At 55.3% G+C, this 23,464-nt stretch carries 18 protein-coding genes; 11 read left to right on the top strand and 7 right to left on the bottom strand.

Going from position 1 to position 23,464, the window contains the following annotated elements; translation table 11 throughout:
- Nucleotides 1–29: 29 nt before the first annotated feature.
- The gene (locus EYC98_RS11750) at nt 30–974 is read right to left on the bottom strand and encodes a LysR family transcriptional regulator (RefSeq protein ID WP_279245532.1); all 945 of its coding nucleotides are present in this window, start codon (nt 972–974) and stop codon (nt 30–32) included.
- Nucleotides 975–1,337: 363 nt separating this feature from the next.
- On the opposite strand from EYC98_RS11750, the gene EYC98_RS11745 reads away from it, so the two are divergent.
- A complete protein-coding gene (locus tag EYC98_RS11745; RefSeq protein WP_279245531.1) occupies nt 1,338–3,233 on the top strand; it encodes a metallophosphoesterase in 1,896 nt (631 codons plus the stop codon).
- Nucleotides 3,234–3,275: 42 nt separating this feature from the next.
- Here EYC98_RS11745 and EYC98_RS11740 read toward each other — a convergent pair whose 3' ends face one another.
- Nucleotides 3,276–4,991 (bottom strand): WS/DGAT/MGAT family O-acyltransferase, encoded by a 1,716-nt coding sequence (locus EYC98_RS11740; RefSeq protein ID WP_279245530.1) that lies wholly within the window; start codon nt 4,989–4,991, stop codon nt 3,276–3,278.
- Nucleotides 4,992–5,322: 331 nt separating this feature from the next.
- Between EYC98_RS11740 and EYC98_RS11735 the strand changes: the two genes are divergently transcribed.
- The 4 genes from EYC98_RS11735 to EYC98_RS11720 are packed head-to-tail and all read left to right on the top strand — an operon-like array spanning nt 5,323 to nt 10,916.
- Nucleotides 5,323–7,527 (top strand): DUF3604 domain-containing protein, encoded by a 2,205-nt coding sequence (locus EYC98_RS11735; RefSeq protein WP_279245529.1) that lies wholly within the window; start codon nt 5,323–5,325, stop codon nt 7,525–7,527.
- Nucleotides 7,528–7,545: 18 nt separating this feature from the next.
- Nucleotides 7,546–8,988: an MBL fold metallo-hydrolase gene (locus tag EYC98_RS11730; RefSeq protein WP_279245528.1), complete on the top strand. Its 1,443-nt coding sequence runs from the start codon at nt 7,546–7,548 to the stop codon at nt 8,986–8,988.
- Nucleotides 8,978–9,604 (top strand): TetR/AcrR family transcriptional regulator, encoded by a 627-nt coding sequence (locus EYC98_RS11725; RefSeq protein ID WP_279245527.1) that lies wholly within the window; start codon nt 8,978–8,980, stop codon nt 9,602–9,604. Before EYC98_RS11730 ends, EYC98_RS11725 begins: the two co-directional genes overlap by 11 nt.
- A gap of 19 nt (nt 9,605–9,623) precedes the next feature.
- On the top strand, nt 9,624–10,916 hold the full coding sequence (locus EYC98_RS11720; protein ID WP_279245526.1) for a hypothetical protein: 1,293 nt from the start codon (nt 9,624–9,626) through the stop codon (nt 10,914–10,916).
- Between the two features lie 12 nt (nt 10,917–10,928).
- On the opposite strand, the gene EYC98_RS11715 is transcribed toward EYC98_RS11720, so the two are convergent.
- Together EYC98_RS11715 and EYC98_RS11710 are read right to left on the bottom strand one after the other, a co-directional pair.
- Nucleotides 10,929–11,555 (bottom strand): class I SAM-dependent methyltransferase, encoded by a 627-nt coding sequence (locus tag EYC98_RS11715; protein WP_279245525.1) that lies wholly within the window; start codon nt 11,553–11,555, stop codon nt 10,929–10,931.
- 26 nt (nt 11,556–11,581) lie between these two features.
- On the bottom strand, nt 11,582–13,621 hold the full coding sequence (locus tag EYC98_RS11710; protein ID WP_279245524.1) for a DUF3604 domain-containing protein: 2,040 nt from the start codon (nt 13,619–13,621) through the stop codon (nt 11,582–11,584).
- 146 nt (nt 13,622–13,767) lie between these two features.
- On the opposite strand from EYC98_RS11710, the gene EYC98_RS11705 reads away from it, so the two are divergent.
- The 5 genes from EYC98_RS11705 to EYC98_RS11685 are packed head-to-tail and all read left to right on the top strand — an operon-like array spanning nt 13,768 to nt 18,865.
- A complete protein-coding gene (locus tag EYC98_RS11705) occupies nt 13,768–14,436 on the top strand; it encodes a TetR/AcrR family transcriptional regulator (RefSeq protein WP_279245523.1) in 669 nt (222 codons plus the stop codon).
- A 49-nt stretch (nt 14,437–14,485) separates the two neighbouring features.
- The gene (locus tag EYC98_RS11700; protein WP_279245522.1) at nt 14,486–15,733 is read left to right on the top strand and encodes an acyl-CoA dehydrogenase family protein; all 1,248 of its coding nucleotides are present in this window, start codon (nt 14,486–14,488) and stop codon (nt 15,731–15,733) included.
- A gap of 29 nt (nt 15,734–15,762) precedes the next feature.
- Nucleotides 15,763–16,896: an acyl-CoA dehydrogenase family protein gene (locus tag EYC98_RS11695; RefSeq protein WP_279245521.1), complete on the top strand. Its 1,134-nt coding sequence runs from the start codon at nt 15,763–15,765 to the stop codon at nt 16,894–16,896.
- 29 nt (nt 16,897–16,925) lie between these two features.
- Complete coding sequence (locus tag EYC98_RS11690; RefSeq protein ID WP_279245520.1) at nt 16,926–18,641, top strand: amidohydrolase; 1,716 nt, start codon at nt 16,926–16,928, stop codon at nt 18,639–18,641.
- Nucleotides 18,642–18,682: 41 nt separating this feature from the next.
- Complete coding sequence (locus EYC98_RS11685) at nt 18,683–18,865, top strand: hypothetical protein (RefSeq protein WP_279245519.1); 183 nt, start codon at nt 18,683–18,685, stop codon at nt 18,863–18,865.
- Nucleotides 18,866–18,891: 26 nt separating this feature from the next.
- Here EYC98_RS11685 and EYC98_RS11680 read toward each other — a convergent pair whose 3' ends face one another.
- The 3 genes from EYC98_RS11680 to EYC98_RS11670 all read right to left on the bottom strand — a co-directional run bounded on the left by EYC98_RS11680 (nt 18,892) and on the right by EYC98_RS11670 (nt 22,541).
- Complete coding sequence (locus tag EYC98_RS11680; protein WP_279245518.1) at nt 18,892–19,473, bottom strand: YtfJ family protein; 582 nt, start codon at nt 19,471–19,473, stop codon at nt 18,892–18,894.
- Between the two features lie 75 nt (nt 19,474–19,548).
- Complete coding sequence (locus EYC98_RS11675) at nt 19,549–21,732, bottom strand: YgiQ family radical SAM protein (protein ID WP_279245517.1); 2,184 nt, start codon at nt 21,730–21,732, stop codon at nt 19,549–19,551.
- Entirely contained in the window at nt 21,729–22,541 is an 813-nt protein-coding gene (locus tag EYC98_RS11670; protein ID WP_279245516.1) for an ion transporter, read from the bottom strand. Before EYC98_RS11670 ends, EYC98_RS11675 begins: the two co-directional genes overlap by 4 nt.
- Before the next feature lie 127 nt (nt 22,542–22,668).
- Between EYC98_RS11670 and EYC98_RS11665 the strand changes: the two genes are divergently transcribed.
- Nucleotides 22,669–23,448 (top strand): PhzF family phenazine biosynthesis protein, encoded by a 780-nt coding sequence (locus EYC98_RS11665; protein WP_279245515.1) that lies wholly within the window; start codon nt 22,669–22,671, stop codon nt 23,446–23,448.
- Nucleotides 23,449–23,464: the final 16 nt, after the last annotated feature.

The raw sequence follows: 23,464 nt of genomic DNA, 5'->3' as shown, positions 1-23,464 counted from the left end.
TGGTTAAAAGCGACGGCATTATGCCACGGCTAGAGGGCGTGACGAATCCGTTCGCTGAGCTCTTCAAACACTTCCAGTAATTGCTGCCATAGCCAATTGTGTACTGGAGAGCGAGCGGTCCGCTTGTGTCGCACCAACATATACTCCAATTCATAGTCGACTTCAGAAGGGAAACTGAGCGCTTGTATCTTGTAGCCAGCGGTGGGGTTATTGAGAACGAAAGGCGGTGCCGGCATCAGGTAGTCGGTGGCTCGAAGTACTTCCAGCGCTGTCAGCAGGTGACTGGTTTCAAAGCCGCCGCGACTGGAGTTGCTGGCGCGACGAAAATCCTCCGCGCTGACCAATTCCAGTAATTCGAGGTCGGAGACATACAGGCTGACATAGGGGTACTGACTGAGCAGCTCCCAATCCAGTCGTTTTCCAGTCAGCGGATGCGCTTCCCGGGCCAGAATTACCGGGGCGGTGCCCCCCAATGAATGAGTCAAAAAATCTTCGCTATAGTTGCGCAGCTTAAGATGTATTGAAAGGTCCAGGCTACCGTTGGCCAGTTGGTCTAATTGTTGCTCCACACGGGTGATCGTCCGCAGTCTGAGCCCGGGGGCCAGTAGTGACAGGCGGCTCATCAACAATGGCAAGATGCCGATACCGATAAACTCGGAGAGAGCAATGCTGATCTCTCCCTCGTAAGTAGCGGGGTCGAAGTCACTGACACTGACCAATTGTTTGATTTCATGAAGAATACCCTCCAGGCTGTGACCCAGCTCCAGAGCTCGCGGCGTGGGTTGCATTCCGTGAGATGAGCGGGTGAAAAGCTCATCATTGAATACCTGGCGCAGTCTGGACAGGGTTTTACTCATAGCGGGCTGGGTAATGAAGAGCCGCTCTGCCGCCCTTGAAACACTGCCTTCTTCCAGTAATACCTGTAATGATATCAATAGGTTAAGATCGATTTTAAATAAATCTCTAGTGTCCATATTGGCGCTCCGAAACGACTTGCGCTTGCCTGATATAAATTCGGTTCATGAAGTGTATTACAATAATACATTTGGATAATATCACCTGTGCCCCTATTGTCTATTACTCCATTCACCGAGTGACGAAAAAGGAGACTCGACATGTTTATTGCATCAATGTTTGGTCTGTATTTCGCGCTTATCGGATTGATTGCCTGGGAGGACTTCCAGAGCTAAGGGGCTGCGGCCCTGCCGATAGACGAAATTCAGATCCATAGAAACACATTTTAAACCCGCCCTTTGGCGGGTTTTTTTATGCCGGTAAGCAGGCGCGCTGGCGCTGTCGGGCTATACTGTCGCTGAGTTTGGTTGGGGAGGGGTTTCATGAGTAGATTATCGATTTTGTTGGTGGTGCTGGTTTGTATAGTGGCACCGGCAGCAGCAGCACAGCGTGCTTTTGAGGTGGACACAACATCCCGAGTGGTCGCTTTCGCGGATGTGCATGGCGCCTACACCGATCTCGTGCAGATATTGCAGGAGGCCGGAGTTATTGATGACGCCACCAACTGGAGTGGTGGCGACACTCATCTGGTGAGTCTGGGAGATCTTATTGATCGAGGCGCAGATTCGCGCAAAGTCGTGGAGCTACTGATAAAGCTGGACAAGCAGTCGACCAAAGCGGGTGGCGCGCTGCATCTGGTGTTGGGTAATCACGAGATCATGGTGATGAGCGGTGATCTCAGCTATGTCTCGGCTGCTGAATTTGCTGCATTTGCGGGTGATGAGAAAAGGTCAGAGCGCAAGCGTGCCTTCAAGACCTTTGCTGTCGCCAACCCCGATCTGGATTCCGAGGCGGCGTTGGCCCGCTTTGATGAGGACTACCCCCCTGGCTACTTTGCCCTGCAGCGCGCTTTTGCTCCAGACGGTAAATTGGGTGCCTGGCTGCAACAGATGCCATTGCTGTTGCGGGTCAACGATACGCTCTATATGCATGGCGGCGCGTCCGCGGAGATTGCCGAGAAGACGCTGGCTGCGATTAACGACGATAATAAACGGGATTTCCTACGCTATCTGGAACTGGTTGAGGTGTTGCGTGACGAGGGCGTGCTGGCCCCTTATGTGGATTTCTATGAGCGCCGTGCCTACCTGAATAATCAGGTAGAGCAGGTGATGGCCAGCAAGCCCAAGAAACGACCCGCCTGGTTTGATGTTTATGCCGAAATGGCTGAGCTGGAGCGCGCCTTTATATTTTCCTCCGAAAGTCCCGTTTGGTATCGAGGTAGTGCGTTTTGTCATCCGCTGGCTGAGTCTTTCAATACCGAGCGGTTGTTGAAACGGGCGGGGGCGAGCACGCTTGTTATAGGGCATACGCCGAGCCGGGGTGAGGCCATTGAGCGCCAGGGAGGACAGATTATTCGGCTCGACACAGGCATGCTGAAATCCGTGTATCAGGGGCGCGCAGCGGTGCTGGTGCAAGAAGCCGGTCAGCGCTATGTGCAATACCTCGGCGAGCCAGAGCGGCAGCAGCCAGTGGTTGAAGACAATAATCTGACTCCGACGATGTGGGGAATGACTGATGCGGAAATGGAAGATTTTCTGCTACGCGGGGATATTCTGGAGGTGGTGGATATTGGTACTGGTATCACCAAACCCCAGCGAGTTAGTTTGCGCCGCGGAGAGCACAGCGGCGATGCAGTGTTCAAGCATGTCGATAGTGTCCCGGGATTGGAGACAAAGTCCAAGTACCTGTCGCGGCGACACAACCGCAGCGATCGCTATCAGTACGATGTCGCTGCCTACAAATTGGACCGCATGATGGACCTGCAGCTGGTTCCGGTTACGGTGCTGCGGCCCGTGGAAGGCGAGCAGGGCTCATTGGGTGCCTGGTTTACCGGTACCATCAATGAGCGCGATCGTGGTGAAAGCGGTGAGCCTTTCAAAAGTTTTTGTCCGCAAATGGAGCAGTATCGACTGCGCTTTGTATTCGATGTTCTGGCTTTTAATGAAGACCGTAATTTGACCAATATATTGTGGAGCAAACGCGATTATATGATGCGGCTGATCGATCACTCGTTAGCATTCAGGACCCTGGAAAGACGGCCCAAGCAATATGCCAAAGTGGGTTTACGGGTGTCTGATTTACTCCGTCAACAACTAGAAGGGTTGTCTTTGGCGGAGCTGCAGGATGTTCTGGGAGACTATCTGCACCCGCGTCAGATCGAGGCAATCATGGTGCGTCGTGACTTGATATTGGAGGAGGCACTGGGCACCGACCCCTGATCGGGACCGGTGCTTGCGCCTGGCTGAGTTCCAGAGAGCTGTCTAGCGCAGCTTTGGCGCTACCGCACCGATTTTGCGCTTAGCCTTGGGTCTGGCTGACGCGGCGGCCTTTTTAGGCGCGGCCTTTTGAGCTGCAGGCTTCACCGAACTGGCTTTGCGTTTAGCTGGAGGCTTCTTGGCAGCTGCTTTCTTCACCGCCGGCTTCTTTGCTAGTGTATTTTTGGTAGGAGCCTTTTTCACGGTTACTTTTTTGGCAGCGGTCTTTTTCACGCTGGCCTTTTTGGCCGGTGCTTTACTCGGAGCTTTGGCGACTTTCTTTTTGGCGGCAGGCGGTTTTTCCTCACTGCGTTCCACCTGTTGCAGAAGCTCTGCGTAGGCATTGCGCAGGCAATCTATGTAGAACGCCGGGTCAGGCATAATGTCACGATTGCCTAATACCGACATATTGACCCGCTCGCCTTGGCTGAACACCGTATGGAAAAGACCTACACCGGGTGTTAATACGCCCATACCGTGGTACTGAACCATGCGTGCTCCGGCGCAATACAGGTCAAAGTTTGGCCCTGGCACATTGGTGATGACAGTAGAAGTGTTTAACGGAACATGGCGCGAAAGCTGCCGCTCGGACCAGATGCTGGCAGCAGCTTTACTCACCGCAGGCGAGAAAATGCCGGCGATTTTGAGAGCGTCAACCAAGGGGCTGGTCTCGCCGTATTCCTTGGCTTCTATGGTGCTGTGGTGGATTGCTTTGAGACGTTCCAGGGGATCGGTAATATTGCTATGTAGCGACGCAAAAATCGCACCGACCTGATTGTTGTCATCAGTGGCGCCGCGCCGGGTGCGCATGTTTACAGGCAGACTGGCCGCCAGTGGCAACTCAGGTGTTTCGTTTTTTGAAGACAGGTAACTCTGCATTGCGCCGCCGACAATGCACAGAGCGACGTCGTTCAATTTGACGCCGGCGTGATCCTTGATCTTTTTGAAGTCAGCCAGAGGGAAGTCCACGGCGTCAAAGACGCGGTGTGGCCCAACCGGGTTGTTGAAACGTGTCTTGGGGGATTGAATATCGGGTACCGAGACTTCCTTGCGAGCCACTTGCAGCGCGTACTTTCCAAGTTCTGAGGCAAATGACACTGAACTACGGGCTAACTTCACGGAGTTCTTGACGCGGTTGATGCTGGCTTTGCCAAGCAACTCAGCGTTGGACGGTTGGCGATCAACTAACAATGGCTCTTCGGCGGCTGGTTGCTCGTCTGGGTTTGCAGTCAAGTCATGTAGAGCGGCCATGAACGAGGCACCACCGGCGCCATCAACCAGCGAATGGTGCATCTTGGTATATACCGCGAAACTGTCGGCTGGCAGATTGGACATATTGTCCAAACCCTCAATAATATAGGCTTCCCAGAGTGGACGTGACATGTCTAGAGGTCGCGCATGTAGACGAGCCACCTGAATGCACAGTTGACGCCAGTCTCCGGGCTCTGGCAGCGCGATGTGCCGCAGGTGAAACTCAACATCGAAGTTAGCGTCTTTAACCCAGTAGGGGCGGTCGATGCCGCCGGGTACTTCTACCAGTCGCGTACGAAACAGGGGCATACGCTGAAGGCGCTGCTCAAAGTTGGCGATGACCTGTTTGAAGCGAACAAAACCGTCCGGGGCAGAGGAGGGGTCGTAAATACCCAGTCCGCCAACGTGCTGTGGCGTGTTGCTTTGCTCAAGGTTGATAAATGCGGAATCGAGTACACCAAGTTGTTTCATTAATTCGTAGCCTCTGTGCCTATTCGAGTTTTTGGTCAGTCAGCGTGGACCTGAACAAGTGCCTACAACCAATTGATATAACAAGCTATCCCGTCTGTATGTAGGCGTAACGACGGGTTTGCCTAGTGTTTACGCGGCGCGCTTTTTACCACATAAAGCATAGTTTAGCAATTTAGACTAATAATTGATGCGGCAAGCGCACCTGACGCGTCTTCAGTATAGGTCTAGCAAGTATAGCTATCAGAACCACCTATGGTTGTCTGTTCATGTTTAATGTGAGCTAATTAATGCGACCTAATTAATTGTATCCTGACAAGACGGGAGCGGCTAAATGTTGCGAAGGCAAACGCTGATGATGACTCTGCCGCTGCTGGCTATGCAGCTCGGCGGATGTGGGGAAGAGCAGGATGCTGGCACTATAGTTGGGCAGCAGCCAGCGCAGTCCATGGTCGCCATTAAATCAGAAGGCGGCGCTGCAGCGGCAGCAGCGCTAGGCCGTGGCGACGCGCAGATACTGTTTGGGGACTTGCACACGCACACATCATTTTCTCCGGATGGATTTATTCTGGGAATGCCACTGACCGGTGGTGAGGGCGTGCGGCCGCCTGCGGATGCTTGTGATTATGCTCGTTATTGCTCGGCGGTAGATTTCTGGGGTATTAGTGATCATGCTGAGGGCATTACCCCGCACTTATGGCAACAAACCCGTGATTCCATAAGAGCTTGTAATGCAGTTGCCGGTAACGGGGGTAGTCCCGATATGGTGTCGTTTCTGGGCTTCGAATGGAGCCATGTGGCGGCGACGTCCGCAGCGCACTACGGCCATAAGAACGTGTTTTTTCGTGATACTGCTGACGCGATGGTGCCCAGCCGCCCGATAGCTGCGCCGCGAGATCAGTTATCAAAATCTCCTATAGGGCGGGGCGCTCAGGTGGCGCTGGCGGTGAGGGATTGGCCCAATCGTGATTTTTACCTGAACATTCAGGCTTACTACGATGCAATTGCAGACACGCCGCGCTGCGCCAGTGGTGTCAATTCGCGTGAGTTGCCGACAGACTGTCATGAAGTGGCGGATAACCCCAGAGAGTTATTTAGCAAGCTCGATGACTGGGGCTTTGAGGCCCTGGTGATTCCCCATGGTAATACCTGGGGGTTGAGTACGCCGGAAGGGACCAGCTGGGATAAACAGTTGAGCAATGATTACCATGATCCGCGCTACCAGAACCTGATCGAGGTTTACTCTGGCCACGGTAATTCAGAGGAGTATCGTGACTTTGTTCCGGTGGAATATGCAGCGGACGGGTCTGCTCAATGTCCGCTGCCCAGCCCGGGTTTTCTGCCCTGTTGCTGGCGTGCCGGTGAAATTATTCAGCAGCGCTGTGAAGAACCAGCCTCTGCGGCTTGCGCGGCTAGTATTACGGCAGCACGTCAGGCCTACGTAGATGCTGGAATCTCCGGGCATCTCACTGTACCGGGAGCCCAGGTCAGTGACTGGCTCAATTGTGGTCAGTGCGAAGACTGTTTTAACCCCAGTTTTAAATTGCGCCCCAAGGTGTCCACTCAGTACGCCTTAACGCTCGACAAGCCGGAAAATGAGCCTGATCGACAGCGTTTTCAGTTCGGCTTTATCGGCTCTAGTGACAATCATCGTGCCCGAGCGGGTAATGGCTATAAGGATATCGGTCGCAAGCGCGGCAATACCGAAGCCATGGGGGTGGCCGATGCCAAACTACAGCGCTCTGGTTTGGATCGCGGTGACCCTGCGTCGACGCAAGTCCGAAGGCTGGAAGATCTGGGCGAGATCGGCCTCAATGAATTGCGCAACATGGAGCGGCAGCAGTCGTTCTGGCTGACCGGGGGGCTGGTGGCGGTGCATGCTGAGGGGAGAGATCGGGATTCGATCTGGTCAGCGCTGCGTCAGCGGGAAGTCTATGCGACGTCGGGGGACCGAATTTTATTGTGGTTTGATTTGCTCAATAGCAACGAGGGCGAATTATCGATGGGTAGCGCCACCGACATGACGCAATCACCGCGCTTTCGGGTTAGTGCTGCTGGCGCTTTCCGGCAGTTACCGGGATGTCCGCCGCAAGTGGCTGCGGTGCTGGGCAGCGACCGTCAGGCCAGTCTTTGTGCCAATGAATGCTACAACCCGGGCGATGAGCGTAAAGCGATTACCCGTATAGAGGTGGTGAAAATAACGCCACGTAGAGAGTCCGGCGAACGCACCGAAGATCTGATTGAAGACACGTGGCGTAGTTTCGAATGCGCGGCTACAGACGGTACCTGCAGTCTAGAGTTTAGTGATCCCGAGTTTGCGTTGGCCGGCCGCGATGCCACCTATTATGTGCGAGCGATTCAGGAACCCAGTCCCGCCGTGAACGCGGGTGGGCTGCGCTGTGATTACGATGAAAACGGAGTATGCATAGCGGTAAACCCGTGCTTCGGAGACTATCGCACGCCAGCCGACGACGATTGCCAAAGCCCTAATGAAGAGCGGGCCTGGTCGTCACCTATCTATATAAATTATAGAAATTAACTACGAGGAACTTGTCCGATGAAAAGTGCACACAGAGCCAATGTATTAGGGTCGCAGCGTGGCTTAGCGATCGCCAAATTGCTGATAGTAGTTGCTGTCATAGCGGTTGCAGCTATCTGGTACCTTAATAATGAGGGCGGCGAATTGAAGCAGCAGGCGATGATACAGGCAGCCAGTATTGCCGGCAGTGTCGCTGAGGATATGCTGGATCGAGCTGATTCTGAGCGCGCTAACCAGCTGCACAAGGTGCCTATTAGCGTCGAGAAGATCAATGACTTTATATTTCAGGCCCGCGGCATTGGCAATACTCATGTTATTACTACCTCTGCAGGCCATGTCATGTTTGATACCGGTCTCGCTTTACAGGCCGCCAGGCAATTGCAGGAGTTGCAGAAGGTGCTGCCCGAGGGCGAGATCACTCACATCATTACCAGTCACTCTCATGCTGATCACATTGGTGGCGTCAAGTTCTGGCAAAAGCCAGACACGGAGATTATCGCCCACCATGATTTTTTGGAGGAGCAACGTTACCTGAAAGACCTGGAGCCGTATTTCTGGAGCCGTAACCGTCTGTTGTTTCCGTTTATGCCAGAACAGCCGCCTGAAGCAGGGATGTTTGCTTATGGTGGCGTCACTCCGACGATTACGGTGCAGGACTGGGAAGTTTATCGGTTTGAGCAGGGCGGGGTTATTTTTGAGGTTTACGGAACCCCGGGAGCTGAGGGTGCAGACAATATCGTACTCTGGCTGCCGCAGCACAAGATTCTGTTTTCAGGGGACACCTTTGGTCCCATGTTTCCGCAATTCCCCAACGTGTTTACTATGCGTGGCGAAAAAGTGCGCAAGCCGGTGGAATACATTCGTAGTCTGGACCTGATGATTGCGCTGCAGCCAGAAGTGATTGTCCCCAGCCATTTCTCGCCCGTGGTGGGTTTGGAAAATACAGTAGGCGGCATGCAGAGGATGCGCGAAGCAGTGGATTCTGTGCATGCTCAGGTAGTCGCCGGGATGAACGCCGGCAAAACCCTCTATCAATTGATGGAGGAGGTTCGGTTGCCGGCCGGATCGGAGCTCACTCAGGGCCACGGTAAAGTTTCCTGGGCGGTAAAGAGTATCTGGGAGTATTACGCCACCTGGTTCCATTTTGAGTCAACAACCGAGCTATATCCGGTGCCAACCCGCGCGGTCTATGCTGATGTCGCTGTACTTGCAGGGGTTGAGGCTTTGATCCAGCAGGCGCAGAACTATCGTCAGCAGGGGAGCTGCGTCAAGGCGTTGCATGTGCTTGAAATGGCATTGGCGGCTGAGCCGCAGCGGGCTGCGGCGCTGTCTGAACAGCAGTCTTGCTTACAGGAATTGTTGCAAGAGGCCCTGGTGCTGAATAATACCTATGAAGTCATGTGGCTTGAAAAACAGATCGAACTGACGACGTCGGCGCTGGGGTTCGCCAGTGGTGGCTGAAGCTGCGCGCAGTAGTGAGCAGACCAGAGCGCTACTGGTCTCGGCGGCCACACAGCTGTTTGCTGAGCGGGGACTTGACGGCGTGTCTTTGGCGGAGATTAATCGTGCCGCTGGCCAGCGCAATGCCACTGCGCTGCACTACCATTTTGGCGGGCGCGAGGGGCTGTTGCAGGCTATCTTCGACAAGCATCGACCGCGGGTGGAGTTACACCGCGGGCAACTGCTTTCATCGCTTGGGGCAGAGCCGCGCATGGAGGAGTTGGCACGTGTGCTGATCCTACCGCTGCTGGAACAGGTGGGTGATAGTGACGGGGGTGTTGACTACCTACAGTTTCTGGCGCAACTGATGAATCACTCTCAGCTAGGCGCTCGGGGGTTGGATCGTGAGGACTCTCCTCTGCTCAACCGGCAGCAGCAACTGTTCGCGATTGCGCTTACACATCTGTCGCCTGCCGTTAGGGAATTACGCTTGGGTTTCGCGGTGCTAATGGCCTTCAATAGTCTGGGTGCGTACGCCGCCAAAGTGCGCATTGAAGGTTTCGATGCGGCTTACCATCAGCTGGTAGCTGAGCAATTGGTCGCCGCTTTCGCGGCGGTGCTGGATTTTTCGGGCTAGGCTGTGCCACAGTGCGACTGTGTTCCCGTTTCCTAATCTGATTTTAGCTATTCCCCTGCTGCTTGCTCAGGCGTTTGCCCCTGCGGCGCAGGCGTATCGGGGTGACGCTGATGAGCCGCCAACTCCCTACGGACTCAACTATTACGACAGTGCATTGATTGCAGCGCCCGAGATGGAGCAGCGCCTGCTGCGCAGCGCGCCCGAGGCACAGGCTTTTCGAATGGCTGCAGAGCAGGCTGAGCTAGAGGGTGGCGCCTATGGAGCGGGCCTGGGAGAAACACTACTGGCAGAAGCCTACTATCTGGCTGATCGTGGGGACTATGAGGGTGCTATCAAGGGTGCTCGCCGAGGCTTGCATGTTATGCGTATCAATGAAGGCTTGCACGACGCCGGCCAAATGCCAGTCGTCAAGAAATTGACCGAGTGGTATCTATTGAGCGGCGACACTGAAGCCGCTGATGATGCCTGGCACTATCGCAATTTTTTGGCACGCCGCAACTGGCCTGCAGGCTCTGGGCCAGCGATTGTCGAGCAGGCCGCCTATGCGGACTGGGTTCTCAAGTTATGGCTGGAGAATACTTCAGAATTGCGTAAGCGGGTTTTTCACCTATATCGCGAGCTTGATGAGCAACGCCGTGCAGTGCTGCTGGAGCGTGACCCCGACGTCGACAACGTGCTGCAGCTAACTTATGCGCAGTTAGGGTTTTTGTATGCCGTGAGTCAGGCCGAGTTTGGCCCGGAGCTCGACTTCGCCAATAATTACGGTCGCGGCTATGCTAACGACCCCTTGCAGGATCAGCTAAGCTCGGAGGATCGTCAGCTTAAACTGCTGCGCGATATGGGTTATCAACGCGGTCTGGCATTGTTGCAAGAGTCACTCGATTGGTTAGCGCGGCGCCCACAACCGGCAGCGGATGCCCAGGTGCAGATACTGCTGCAGCTGGGAGATTGGCATATCTGGAACGATCGCCATCAGCGTGCGTTGGAGCACTACCAGCGTGCCTGGGAGCTGTCTGGGCCTATCGGCAGTAACGCCATGCCTCCGGTCGAGTTGCCTAGCAAACCCTGGTTCTATCGACCTGATGTTTCGCCGCGGGGCTCTTCCGGCGCGGTCGATGTCAATGTGCAACTTGATATCGCGGCTAACGGCAGGGTAACCGCCGCTGATGTTGCAAACGCTGATGTAGAACTGCCGGGAGCCAATCGGCTGCGACGGTGGTTGCGCGGGGCGCTGTACCGACCGCGCCTGGAAGCCGGTAAGCCTGTGCCTCTGCAGGGGCTGCAGCGCAGCTACCGAATACAGGAGGACTAGATGGGTTCAAACTTAGGCGTTTTCAATAATAAGTAAGGCGCCGCGAGCTTGTACCGGTTGCCGTGTTTGCCAATCAATCAGCTCTGCGCAGTGTTTTTCCTGACAGCGTTGTGCAACATCCAGAAACGGCGAGCGCTCTGGATCTGCAATAACAATTTTCTTTACCCCTGCGTTTACTGCGCGATTGATCAAGTTGTAGACCGGGTTTGCCAACTCGTCCCAGAAGCAAATATCGGCCGCGACCAACAGATCAACAGATTCCAGTTGACGACTAGTGATCTTCTCGAAGCGTGACTGCAAGGTGGTGACTTCGACCCCATTGGCAGCGGCGTTGGCGTTTAGATAGGGGAAAACATCGCCGTCGGCGTCGACGGAGGTGACGGCTGCGCCCAGGCGCTGAGCGCAATAAATTCCCGACATGCCCCAGCCACAGCCAACGTCCATGACCGTGTCGCAGTGTGGTGGGGGGTTCTTGTGCAGGTAATCGATGAGCAGAAAGCTCGACCGCCAGAGTTTGTTACCGTGAATAGAAGGGCTCGCATCGGTGCGTCTGACCGCGCGTATTGCTGGATGCGCGGAGGTCAGCATGCGCACCCCGTGAAAGCGGTATTCGCGGCGGGCAGCGGGTGAAGATGGCATAGCGTAAATTCCTGTGCGGGGACTGATCAGTGTGCGGCGCTGGTCCAAATGGGGGAGGTCCAGGCACGCTCTTGCAGCACAGGAGAATAGAAGGGTTCCTGCGCAGGGTCCAGACAACATTTGCTATAAACATCCCCAATTGCACCGGCATCGCGCTGTTCAGCAGTGCGCGCGTCGGCCTGAGTCTGGCAGTCAGCTGCAAACGGATTGACGCCTGCCGCCTGACACTGCAATGTGCTCCAGCGACAACTGGGGTTTTCCAGTACGCGGGCATAGTAAAATGCTGACTCCGTAGCATTGAACTGCGGATCTTGCCAGACCCGGCACAGTTGCTCATGACCGCTACCCACTGGCTCACAGTTGGCAGGGTTCACGCTGGCTCCATTATTGGCATTGCCGGCGACATCAAAGACGTGTTCGTGCGTCGTGCCGCCAGTATCGACCCAGCCCTTAATAATCTGAATTCTCTGCAAGTCGTTGCCAGGATTGCCGGGACTGCCAGGGTCCTTGCTGGCGCTGATCAGAAAACGGGGTGAGGCCGGTTGTTCAAGGCGTCCCCCCATGGCGACTCCATCACGGTAAGCTTGCGCAATCATGTCCGGCTGGGCGCAGGCATCGACTGCAATTTCATCTCCGGCGAAAAACCTTACGATAGGGCGGGTGCCGCTGGTAGCGTAGGTCTCGCGCTCGCGCATAGAATCGAAAATGGCATCGCGGGAGTTTTCCTCCGCCCAGACCACCGCCAGGCCACCGGGATTATCAAAAAAGTGATCCTGAATGTTGCGATATCCCGCGTCGCGCCGGCCCAGATGGCCTACGTAGTTGTTCTCCTCCGCACCGCCCGGTGTCGCGCTATGCGTATCGGTACTGCCGATAAATCCCATTTGAAAGGGGTTGATGCCGCTTGATTGCTCGAGTGCCAAGCCGTCCTTGAGCGCGTTGCGGACCATGTTGCGACGCCCAAAGTCATCCAGTCCTACCGGGGCTGCGCTGGCCGTGCGGACTTTACCGAACACCGTGGCCAGCATGGTCAGGTTGTCACTCTTGGCCTGCTCAAAATCACACAGCTCGTCCTCGGTGGCCAGACCCCGGCCCAGTAATCGATCGAACCGGCACTCAGAGGCGGCTTTGTGCTGTATCAATTCGAACAGAGGCTCAAGGCGCAGGCGATCACGCGCCTCTTGTTCGCTGGCGGGGTCAGGAAACATTAGCCCGCCGGATAGGTTTGAGTTGTGAGGGATAGCCATAACATCGCAGTTTACGTCATCATCCAGACACTCCGCGCGCAGACGGCTCCATAGTTCGGGTACATTGCGGCTACCAGTGTCGTAGGTCGAGATTGCAGTGGCGGTGACGTTTTCATTGCGAAACACGACGTTGCGGTGCAAGTTTTTGCCACCGGGTGCATCGGTGTACTCGTAGGCGACAAAAGTTGTGAAACTGCAGTCGCTGCTGCGATCATAGTGCTCCTCGGCGGCCTGCTGAATGAGCTGCCAGGTGGCATTGTGCGCACCGTCACAGTCGGACATTTGGCAGACAAAGCTGGCCTCGCGATCGCCGTCGTTGGTCTCCGAAAGGACTCCTAGAGAGGCCCAGTAATTGGCCGCCAGTAACTGTAGAACGTAGATATTACTGCGTGTCAGCACACAGTACGGAAACCAATAGCCCGCAGCACTGGAGTCGGTTGTGCAGATGTTAATGGGGCCCAGAAACTCAGCATGGTCTGTGATACCGGTAAAATCCAATGGCCTTTGCAGTTGTGCTTGCAAGGTCTGCTCCCCATCAGCGTCAGACAGTGTTATGGCCTCTCCCTTGGCGTAGCGGTAGGCGTCCCAGGGTGTGTTGCGCTGGCTCGAAATATAGGAATCGAAGGAATAGCTGGTGTGTACATGCAAGTCGCCAAAAAGGGCCATCTTGGTTTCACTGCGATGAGCGCAGGGTAGCCTATCCTCGGTGCGTTCAAAGCCTGCTGCAGGATAGCTGAGCAGCAGGGCGTAAAGAGCCAGCGATAGAACCCCCTTGCACGACAAAGTGGCAGCTGATTTAGCGAGCATCGATGCTTTCATGGGCTGCTCCCGCAGTAGGCTTGGCCTTAAGTATAAGCCGGATAGATATGATATGTTGAGCGCCTGTGGGTAGCGCATTAGATTGTCCAAATCCTTGCTATAAACACAAAATCTCAGCACACTCCGAAGTGGACAGGAGTCTCTAGATGAATATAGAAGAACAACAACAAAGCGTCGATCTGGTTGAGAAACATCGACCCCAGCAAAAACGCGCTATACGTACCTACGAAGGTATTCTTGATGCTGCCGCGGAGTTGCTGGTAGAACTGGGTTTGGAGCGGATATCGACCAACCTTATTGCCGAGCGCGCGGGCATCACGGTGCCTGCACTGTATCGCTATTTCCCTAATAAATATTCAGTGCTTAACGCTATGGGCGGGCGCCTGCTGGAGCTGCAAAATCAGGCGTTTGTGGAATGGAACGATCAAAATGTGGTGGGTGTAGAACCGCAGAGTATTGTTGATAATATATACGATGTATTGGCAGGGTGTTATGAGGTCACGGTCAATATGACCGGTGGTGTTCAGATCATGCATGCCTTACAGGCGATTGCGCCGTTGCAACAGGTGCGTCAGGATAACCACTGGCTGGTCGCTGAGACCTTTGCCAAAGTTTGGGCCGCTCAGTTCAACGTCGCTATGGACGCTAATAGCGTGCAACGAGCGCGGGTTGCTATCGAGCTGGGTTTTGCGACAGTACAGATGGCAATAGAAGATGATCGCAGCGATGCAGAGCTGGTGCTGCGCGAAGGTGCCAGCGCACTTTCCCTCTACTTGAAGGGAGCGCTGGAACGCAAAGGCCTTAACTTAACCTAGTCCACTCATTTAAGAACATTTAATCCGCCAGACTGGAGGAGCATTGACCATGTCCGATGCCGCGCGTAAGGATACCCCTGAACAAGCAGAGTTTCGTCAGTACTGCCGTGACTGGCTGCAGGATAACCTGCCGCCTGAACCGCCGGTGCGGCTGCCGCTTTCACCGCTTGAAATTATGACCGAGCCACAACTGCATTACCTGCAAGACTGGCAGAAAAAAGCCTATGATGCCGGGCTGGTCGGTTGCGACTATCCCGTCGACTGCGGGGGTGGTGGACGCAACGATTGTCAACGCGTGGCCAACGCTGAGATAGCAGCGGTGAGAACCCCGTTCTTCCCGAATGTGATTGGGCTGGGTATGGCCGCTCCCACAGTGTTTTTTCACGCCCGTGAGGATAAGAAACGCGAACTGTTACCCCGCTTGCTGTCTGGCGAGGACATCTGGTGTCAGGGTTTCAGCGAACCCGGTGCGGGTTCTGATCTGGCTAGCGTGCAGACGTTTGCCGAGCGCAAGGGTGACAAGTGGATCATCAATGGCCACAAAGTGTGGACGTCATTGGCGCATTTCGCGGAGTGGATGATTCTGCTGCTGCGGACTGATAAATCACACAAGTATGATGGATTGTCTTACTTTGTGGTGCCCATACGTTCTGAGTTGGGCAAGTCAATTACCGTACGGCCCCTGATTAAAATTACCGGCGAGACCGGGTTTAATGAAGTTATATTTGACAACCTGGAAGTCGATGACGCGTATCGTTTGGATGAGGTGGGCAAGGGTTGGCAGGTGGCTATGACGACACTGGCACATGAGCGTGGTGCGGGTGAGTTGGTTACGCCGCGTTCCGGCGGGCGTGGTAAAAGCGCAGGCAAGGAAAGCGGCAGTGTGTTCGGTTCAAGTGCCCTGGTTGATTTGGCAAAAACCAGTTTTCGCAACGGTAAGACCGCGGCGGATGACGCTGTGATTCGAGACCGGATTATGCAGGAAATGATTCGCGAAGAGGGCTTCAAGCAGAGCAGTCGGCGCGCTCGCGTGCAGGGCCTGCAGGATCACCCGATGCGAATACCGCTGCAAAACAAGCTCCTGATGACCGAGATAACGCAGGATGTGGCGGAACTGGCTACCGAAATCGAGGGCGCGGCGGGCTCACTTTATTTGGCTGACCCGAATGCCCCCGCCGGTGGTCGCTGGCCGATGGCCTATATGAACTCTTTTGGTATGACGATTGCTGCCGGTGCCAATGAAGTCCAGCGAAATATACTGGGCGAACGCGTGCTGGGCTTGCCCAAGTCCAAGTAGAACAGCAATCCAAGCGAGGAATGAAGGTAATGGCACAACCCACAAATTTTGGTTTTGGCGAAGAGCAGGTGATGCTGCGTGACTCAGCGCGCAAGTTTTTTCAGGATTCGCTGCCGGTTGATAAACTGCATGCGCTGGTAGCGGCGGACCCCGATCCGCATCGACCGCTGGTGACCCAGTGGGCCCCCGAACTGTGGCAACAAATGGTTGATCTGGGGTGGACCATGCTGGCAGTGCCGGAGCGGGTAGGGGGTATGGATTTGGGCGCAGTCGCCGTAGCGGCATTGTGTGAAGAGTCCGGACGCGCTGCTTTTCCCTCGCCATTGCTGGCGACAGCCAATGTCAGTTACATATTGGCCGCTGCCAACTCGACCGCTGCTGATGCGGCACTGGAGGCGATAGCGGGCGGCGCAGCAGCGACTTATGCCGGTATTGATAGCCGCGGCTCCTGGGAATACGCCGATACTGATGTCGAGGTTCGAGACGGCAAGCTAAGTGGTACCGCCTATTATGTTCAGGATGCGCAAAAAGTTAGCCAGTTTCTGGTGAAGGCGCGTAACGGCGCTGCGGTAGAGTTGTACTGGGTCGCTGCGGATGCCACGGGTATTGCGTTAGAGATCGATGCGATTGTCGATTTGACGCGCGATCAGGCCCGCGTTTGCTTCGACGGGGTTACTGCTGAACTGGTTGCGACAGACGCCGGCGCGGCGTTACATCAAGCTATGCCTGCGCTCTGGACCATGGTAGCGGCCGACATGGTGGGCGCTGCTGAATGGCAGCTGCAAACGACCGTAGAGTACGCTCGCGTGCGCAAACAGTTCGATCGCGAGTTGGGCTTCTTTCAGGCGGTTAAGCATCCGCTGGTAAACGTGATGCTTGAGATTGACCAGACCAAGTCACTGGTCTACAACGCAGCCTGCGCGTTGGACTCGGAGCCTGAAGCTGCTGCCCGTACCGCCCATATGGCCAAGGCGTCGGCCAGTGATATGGCGGCCTATGCTTCTAGCCGCTCGGTGCAATTTCACGGTGGCATTGGTTTTACCTGGGAATGCTATATCCATCTCTATTTCAAGCGTCAAATGCATAATCAGATGCTTTGGGGTGACGCTGCCTATCATCGCGCTAAATTGGCAGACCTGGTGATCGGGCCAGTCGCAGCATAAGTGGATGGCAGAACTGGAGTAGTAATGACGTGAACCTCAGACTTATTTTGGCGATTGTATTGGTAGGGTTGCTTGGCGTCGCAACCAGCTTGTGGCTGGGTACCCGCCCGGTGGCCCCGCCCGAGCATCGGCTATTTATCAATGGGCAGGTGTTGTCGATGAATGCCGAAAACGCAGTGTACGAAGCGGTTTCGTTGCGCGGCGAAGAGATAGAGCGCCTCGGCAGCAGCGAGCAAATTCTGGCGCTGAAAACTGATCGCAGCCTGGTGACTGATCTGGGTGGTCAAACCCTGATGCCCGGATTTGTTGACGCCCACGGGCACTTCCCCGGCTCAGGTCTGACGGTGTTGGGAGCTGACCTCAATAGTCCACCGATTGGACAGGTGCAGGATATAGCCGGCTTACAGGCTGCACTGCGGGCAAAAGCAGAGGAACGGCCTGGCAGCGGTTGGTTGCTGGGCATTGGCTATGATGACACCTTGCTGGCTGAGCATCGGCACCCGACGCGGGAAGATCTTGATGCTGTCGCCACAGACCGTCCCATCTATATTGCTCACGTTTCTGGACACATGGGCGTGGCCAATAGTATGGCATTGGCAGAGCTTGGCATTGATGCGGCTAGCGAAGATCCTATTGGTGGAGTCATACGGCGTCAGCCTGGACTGCGTGAGCCGGCCGGACTGTTGGAAGAGACTGCGCACATGCCAGCCATGGCGAAGGCCATGGACTTCAGCATGCTCGAGGCTGTAGAGATGGCGCTATCAGCCAGCGAGGAATATGCGGCACAAGGAGTGACTACGGCTCAGAGTGGCGGAGTGGACAGTGGTCTGGCCAGCGGTCTGGCAACCCTCTCGCGACTGAATATGTTGGCTCCCCGCCTGGTGCTGTTTCCGTTTTATGACATGCTGGGCGCCGATTTACTTGCTGGTACGGTAGTAAAGTCTGAATTCGAGAGTGAGAAGCTGCGCCTTGGGCCGGTCAAAATTGTCGCCGATGGCAGCATTCAAGGCTACACCGGGTATCTGGGGCATCCCTATCATGAACCTTACAAAGGCGACGCAAATTACCGCGGCTATCCGACCATTCCTCGCGAGCAACTGGTTGAGATTGTGGCGCGCTTTCATGAGGCCGGCTATCAGTTGGCAATTCACGGTAACGGTGATGGCTCAATAGATGACATTCTGCATGCTTTTGAACTGGCGCAACAGAAGCGTCCCGAAGCTGACCCGCGCCTGGTGTTGATTCACGCGCAAATGGCACGTGAAGATCAATTGCAAAAGATGCAGAGACTGGGCGTTACGCCTAGTTTTTTCTCGGCGCATACCTATTATTGGGGTGACCGGCACCGGGACATATTCATGGGTCCTGAGCGTGCGGCGCGAATGAGCCCGACCCGTTCAGCACAGTCGCTGGGCCTGCGCTACAGCGTGCACCTTGATACCCCTGTGGTGCCCATGCAGCCGCTGCAGTTGCTTTGGAGTACGGTGAACAGAATCTCAACTGGCGGCAATGTTATAGGCGCTGAACAACGTGTGTCACCTGAGGCCGCACTGCGTGCGATGACTATCGATGCAGCCTGGCAGGTGTTTCAGGAGGACCGCATCGGCTCATTGGAGCCCGGTAAGCTGGCCGATCTGGTGTGGCTGAGCGGAGATCCATTGCAAACTAATGGTGATGTACGCGAACTGGAGGTGGTTGAAACCCTTGTTGGCGGGGTTACCGTATATCGAAGAGATGGGCACTGATGAAACCACAACTTTACCGACGATCATTTAAGCAAGGTTTGATGGCACTATTACTACTGGTGTTAGCTGGTTGTGGCTCGAGTCCCAGCAACGATGGCAGCAGGCCAGCGGCCGTTCCCTATGAAGGCAGTGACGACTGGGATTGCGCGCAATTACCGAGTGGCAGCTGGCGTTGTGACCCGGCTGCAAAAGATCAGCCCGAGAATGAGTCGCTACCGCAGTAGCCCCAATCTCGGCCGCAGATGATGGGTTAGGAACTGGCGGCGGTATCGGTGCCGAGCACTGCAGGACTGCCGGTGCCGCGCAGCAACTCTAAAGCTCGCTCAATCTCGCTTTCATCCATTGCACCTTCTTTAACATACAGGACAATGCCAGCGGCATCGGTGATGACAATCGCCGAAGACTTGCGTGGTAATGACCAGACCTCGCGACCGTGCCCATCGTCGTCCAGTACCAGTTGTGACATCGGGAATAGGCGCTTGTTCTTTTTAACCTCACTGACCACAAAGCCGCTGGTACCCCAGGTAGCATCGTCGAGATTAATAACGGTGGTCACCATAATATCTAGATCGGCTGAGACCTTGAGCCGTTCGGTGAACGGTTCGTTCAGCTTGCTGGCGCCGGCGGTACCTGCCATGTATTGCAGGACGTGGGCTTTGCCAGGCTGCTGTGGCGACTGCCAGGCGCTATAGCTGACATCATCGTCATCCAATAGTAGTTCACCGCGTTCTGATATCTTCAACTGCGGCAGCGGTTGCCCGACCAGAATGCCACCAGCGAAGCTGGACGCGGCGGTCATCCAGAGTAGACCTATCAGGGTTATGGTTTTCATGTCATGTACTCCTGTGCGGGTACGCTCATGATACTCCAGCGAGCGCACCTTGAAAAAGGGTGATGATCCAGATTGTTAGCGTTGCCTGCTGGGTTTGCGGCTGCGCCGCGTACCTCGTTTATGCTCCGGTGTACGCGGCAAGCCATTGTGCTGAGTGGCAAAAGTGGTGCCGGGCGCGCCAGCGCGCTGGCTACTTCCAGCGGGTTGTCGCGCGGGTATTAACTGGTGTGGTGCGCTGCCGATAAGGTCGCGGCGACCCATTTTCTGCAAGGCCTGGCGCAGCTGCGGCCAATTATCAGGGTCGTGATAACGTAAAAAGGCCTTGTGCAAACGACGTTGTCGCAGGCCGCGTACCGTGGGCATCATGTCGCCTTGACGACTGATTTTTTTCAGCGTATTCCGCCCGGAGTGGTACATGGCCGTTGCCGATGCCATCGGCGAGGGATAGAACGTCTGGACTTGGTCAGCGCGAAAGCCATTCTGTTTGAGCCACAGCGCCAGATTCATCATGTCAGTGTCAGTAGTGCCTGGGTGGGCCGCAATAAAATAGGGAATCAGGTACTGCTTTTTACCAGCCTCTTTTGAGTACTTCTCGAACATTTTACGAAAAGTCTCGTAGGTGCCGATGCCGGGCTTCATCATCGTGCTCAGCGGGCCTTGTTCCGTGTGCTCTGGTGCTATCTTTAGATAGCCACCGACATGGTGGGTGACCAGCTCTTTGACATAGGCGGGCGTCTTCACGGCGATGTCGTAACGCAGCCCGGAGGCGATCAACACTTTTTTCACACCGGGAACCGCTCGTGCTTCGCGGTATAACTCAATCAGCGGTGTCTGATCGGTATTCAGATTTTTGCATATTCCCGGGTATACACAGCTGAGCTTGCGACAGCTGGCTTCTATCTCGCGACTCTTGCAGGCCAGCCGCCACATGTTGGCGGTGGGGCCGCCGAGGTCGGAAATGACGCCGGTGAAACCGGGAGTTTTGTCGCGAATCTGCTCCACTTCACGAATGATAGAGGGTTGTGAGCGGTTTTGAATAATACGCCCCTCATGCTCGGTGATAGAACAAAAAGTGCAGCCGCCAAAGCAGCCGCGCATGATGTTTACCGAAAACCGGATCATTTCGTAAGCCGTTATTTTGGCGTCGCCGTAGACCGGGTGTGGGGTGCGCTGAAAGGGCTGTTCGAAGACCCAGTCTAGCTCTTCGGTGGTTAGTGGGATCGGAGGTGGGTTGAGCCACAACTCACGGTCACCGTGCGCCTGTACCAGTGCACTGGCATTATGCGGGTTGGTTTCTTTGTGCAGAATGCGAGACGCGTGCGCGTAGAGCGTGCTGTCGGCGCGTACTTGTTCGAAGGCTGGCAGTCGAATAACAGTCGGGCCTGAACGTTGCAGTGCACTCTGGCGTGGCACCAGGCGTACCGCCTGTACATCGCCGTCAGGCTCTGAATCAGCGTTGCTCTCGGCACCGCCGGTGGCGCATTCGGGCCCGGTTTCAGCATAGGGATTCAGTGGTGGCGCAACGGCGCCCACGACATCCACGTCGCTGCTATCGAGCACCTGCCAGCCGTCGGGGATTCGTTTGCAAACGTAAGCCGTGCCGCGCAGGTCGCGAATACTGTGTATGGAATCACCGTTGGCCAGGCGATGTGCAAGGTCGACAATCGCGCGCTCTGCGTTGCCGTATAAGAGAATATCCGCGCGAGCGTCTAGCAATACGGAGCGACGTATTTTTTCGCTCCAGTAGTCATAGTGAGCAATTCTGCGCAGGCTGGCTTCGATACCACCGATGACCAGCGGCACATTTTTATAGGCCTCACGAATCCGCTGGCTGTATACGATCACTGCGCGATCGGGGCGTTTGCCGCCGACATTGCCTGCCGTGTAAGCGTCATCATTGCGGCGTTTGCGGTCGGCGGTGTAGTGATTGATCATCGAGTCCATATTACCGGCGGCGACGCCGAAGAACAGATTGGGACGCCCTAGCTGGGTAAACGCCTCGGCACTGCTCCAGTCAGGCTGGGAGATGATGCCGACCCGGAAGCCCTGCGCCTCCAGCAGGCGGCCAATCACTGCCATTCCAAAGCTGGGGTGATCTACGTAAGCGTCGCCAGTAACAATAATGATGTCGCAGCTGTCCCAACCCAGCGCATCCATCTCGGCGCGGCTCATGGGTAGGTAGGGCGAAACACCGTAGCATTCAGCCCAATATTTGCGATACTCGGTAATAGCACGGGGCGCATTAACAGGCGCGTTCATAGTTGAGCTCCACAATATTTGCAGTGTTTCGCGTCAGTGTCGTGACCGGCGCGTTCACAGTTTTTGCAATTGGTTCGTAAGCGGTCACGGGATATTTCCATAGCAAGCTCAGCGGTGATGATACCTGTCGGTACGGCAATGATGGCGTACCCGGTCAGCATTCCGACTGAAGCGACTGCCTGCCCCAGTGCAGTATGAGGCACAACGTCGCCGTAGCCCACCGTGGTAATGGTGACGATAGCCCAGTAAATACTGTGCGGAATAGTCGCAAACCCATTGTGTGGTCCCTCGATTACATACATCAGACAACCAAAAATCGTGGTCAGTATCAGCATCATTGAGAAGAACACGAAAATCTTACGGCGTGAATTAGACAGCGAGCGCGATAGTACATTGGCTTCGCGCAGAAACTGCAGCAACCGCAATACTCGAAAGATGCGCAGTATTCTGATCAGACGAATAATCAGTAGTGAAATAGCATCGGGGAACCAGAAGGCGATATAGGTTGGCAGAATGGCTAGCAAGTCCACCAGCCCGAAGGTGCTTAGTGCATATTGCCGGCGATTCGGTGAGCACCATAGTCGCAGCACATACTCGATGGTAAAAATAATGGTGAAGACCCATTCTACGGCGTAGAAAAAGTCGCCATAACTGCTGTGGTAGCGGGGAATAGAATCCAGCAGCACGACTCCCACGCTGAGCAGGATAGCGATGATGATCGCCAGATCAAAAGTGCGTCCCCAGGAGCTCTCTGTGCCAAAAATGATATTGTAGAGTTTGAGCTGGGCGGGTGACTGATTGCTTTCCATAATTCTCGAGCTCGAATTTGATGGCACTATAAGTGATCAGCGCGGCAATGAGTAGCTCGATTGTCTGTCAAAACTGGACTATCGACGGTGTATTGTGGCCAAGCGTAAGGTTTTGGAGTGGCAAGGTATGGCTTTACAACAATTTCAGGTGAGTGCTTTCAGTGCGAGGCCTTTCGGTGGTAACCCTGCAGCCGTGGTCTGCCTTTCGGAGTGGTTGCCGGACTCATTATTACAAGCGATTGCCGCTGAGAATAACTTGTCTGAGACAGCGTTTTACGCAGCGGCCGGTGATGCATTCGAGCTGCGCTGGTTTACGCCGACGGTTGAAGTAGATTTGTGTGGCCATGCCACATTGGCGACCGCTCATGTGTTATTCAATGAACTGGCTTATTCTGCTCCAGAGATTCGCTTTACCACTCGTGGTGGTTGGCTGACGGCACGCCGCTCGGGTGCTTCCATCAGTCTGGATTTTCCAGCCTACGAGCTGGCCGAGGAGACTGTGGATCCCGCGCTGGCTGAGGCCCTGGGCGCGCAACCTCAGGCGGCTTTCAACGGTGATAAGTGCCTGTATCTGTACGCCAACGAAGCGCAAGTGAGAGCGCTGAGGCCGGATATGAAAGCCCTGCTGGCCGCGAGTGATACCCCGGTTATCGTTACGGCTCCGGGTGAAAATGTTGATTTTGTATCGCGGTTTTTCGGCCCTCAAGTGGGCATTGACGAGGATCCCGTTACGGGTTCTGCACATTGTGCCCTGACACCGTTTTGGTCTCGGCGACTGAATAAGACGACTCTGGAGGCGCGGCAGGTATCTGCGCGGGGCGGGGAGTTGCAGTGCCAGCTGGAGGGAGACCGTGTACATCTGAGCGGTCAGGCCGTGACCTTTATGCAGGGCACGCTGCGGCTATAACCGTTCGCGGCTGGAT

Source organism: Candidatus Litorirhabdus singularis (assembly GCF_026262625.1).
In the GTDB taxonomy this organism is placed as follows: Bacteria; Pseudomonadota; Gammaproteobacteria; order Pseudomonadales; family Halieaceae; genus Litorirhabdus; species Litorirhabdus singularis.
The sequence above is the reverse complement of the archived record's forward strand: the minus strand, read 5'-3'. Positions and strand labels throughout refer to the sequence as shown.

Excerpts from the sequence above, each read along its gene's own strand:
- EYC98_RS11735 (WP_279245529.1), top strand. The coding sequence starts at position 5,323 with ATGTTGCGAAGGCAAACGCTGATGATGACTCTGCCGCTGCTGGCTATG.
- EYC98_RS11680 (WP_279245518.1), bottom strand. The coding sequence starts at position 19,473 with ATGAAAACCATAACCCTGATAGGTCTACTCTGGATGACCGCCGCGTCC.
- EYC98_RS11670 (WP_279245516.1), bottom strand. The coding sequence starts at position 22,541 with ATGGAAAGCAATCAGTCACCCGCCCAGCTCAAACTCTACAATATCATT.
- EYC98_RS11665 (WP_279245515.1), top strand. The coding sequence starts at position 22,669 with ATGGCTTTACAACAATTTCAGGTGAGTGCTTTCAGTGCGAGGCCTTTC.
- EYC98_RS11715 (WP_279245525.1), bottom strand. The coding sequence starts at position 11,555 with ATGCCATCTTCACCCGCTGCCCGCCGCGAATACCGCTTTCACGGGGTG.
- EYC98_RS11750 (WP_279245532.1), bottom strand. The coding sequence starts at position 974 with ATGGACACTAGAGATTTATTTAAAATCGATCTTAACCTATTGATATCA.
- EYC98_RS11675 (WP_279245517.1), bottom strand. The coding sequence starts at position 21,732 with ATGAACGCGCCTGTTAATGCGCCCCGTGCTATTACCGAGTATCGCAAA.
- EYC98_RS11710 (WP_279245524.1), bottom strand. The coding sequence starts at position 13,621 with ATGAAAGCATCGATGCTCGCTAAATCAGCTGCCACTTTGTCGTGCAAG.
- EYC98_RS11740 (WP_279245530.1), bottom strand. The coding sequence starts at position 4,991 with ATGAAACAACTTGGTGTACTCGATTCCGCATTTATCAACCTTGAGCAA.
- EYC98_RS11695 (WP_279245521.1), top strand. The coding sequence starts at position 15,763 with ATGGCACAACCCACAAATTTTGGTTTTGGCGAAGAGCAGGTGATGCTG.
- EYC98_RS11745 (WP_279245531.1), top strand. The coding sequence starts at position 1,338 with ATGAGTAGATTATCGATTTTGTTGGTGGTGCTGGTTTGTATAGTGGCA.
- EYC98_RS11685 (WP_279245519.1), top strand. The coding sequence starts at position 18,683 with ATGGCACTATTACTACTGGTGTTAGCTGGTTGTGGCTCGAGTCCCAGC.
- EYC98_RS11700 (WP_279245522.1), top strand. The coding sequence starts at position 14,486 with ATGTCCGATGCCGCGCGTAAGGATACCCCTGAACAAGCAGAGTTTCGT.
- EYC98_RS11730 (WP_279245528.1), top strand. The coding sequence starts at position 7,546 with ATGAAAAGTGCACACAGAGCCAATGTATTAGGGTCGCAGCGTGGCTTA.
- EYC98_RS11705 (WP_279245523.1), top strand. The coding sequence starts at position 13,768 with ATGAATATAGAAGAACAACAACAAAGCGTCGATCTGGTTGAGAAACAT.